This is a genomic window from Mesorhizobium sp. M7A.F.Ca.CA.002.05.1.1 (assembly GCF_003998335.1).
In the GTDB taxonomy this organism is placed as follows: domain Bacteria; phylum Pseudomonadota; class Alphaproteobacteria; order Rhizobiales; family Rhizobiaceae; genus Mesorhizobium.
Genome location: NZ_RZQI01001627.1, coordinates 1 through 488 on the forward strand (window position 1 = coordinate 1; position 488 = coordinate 488).

Consider the following 488-nt stretch of genomic DNA (forward strand, 5'->3'; position numbering starts at 1 on the left):
ACGCTGACCATGGGCGCGGTCGAGGCGCTCGACAAACACGCCTCCGAAGACCTCAAGGCCAAATATCTCGAAAAGCTCGTCTCCGGCGAGTGGATGGGCACGATGAACCTGACCGAGCCGCAAGCCGGCTCGGATCTCGCCGCCTTGCGCGCCCGCGCCGAGCCGGCGGGTGACGGCAGCTATCGCATCTTCGGCCAAAAAATCTTCATCACCTATGGCGAGCACGATTTCACCGACAACATCATCCATCTCGTGCTGGCAAGGCTGCCCGATGCGCCGGCCGGCACGCGCGGCATATCGTTGTTCCTGGTGCCGAAATTCCTGGTTGGCGACGATGGCGCGCTCGGTGCCCGCAACGACGTCTTCTGTTCCGGACTTGAGCATAAACTCGGAATCCATGCCTCGCCGACCTGCACCATGATCTATGGCGACGGCTTTGGAGGCGCCAAGCCCGGCGCCGTCGGCTGGCTGATCGGCGAGGAGAACAA

The 488-nt window shown here is 62.9% G+C and carries 1 protein-coding gene; it reads left to right on the forward strand.

The annotated features are described in order from the left end of the window. On the forward strand, nucleotides 1–488 hold a 488-nt coding region (locus EN939_RS37435; RefSeq protein WP_206528488.1), incomplete at both ends, for an acyl-CoA dehydrogenase family protein.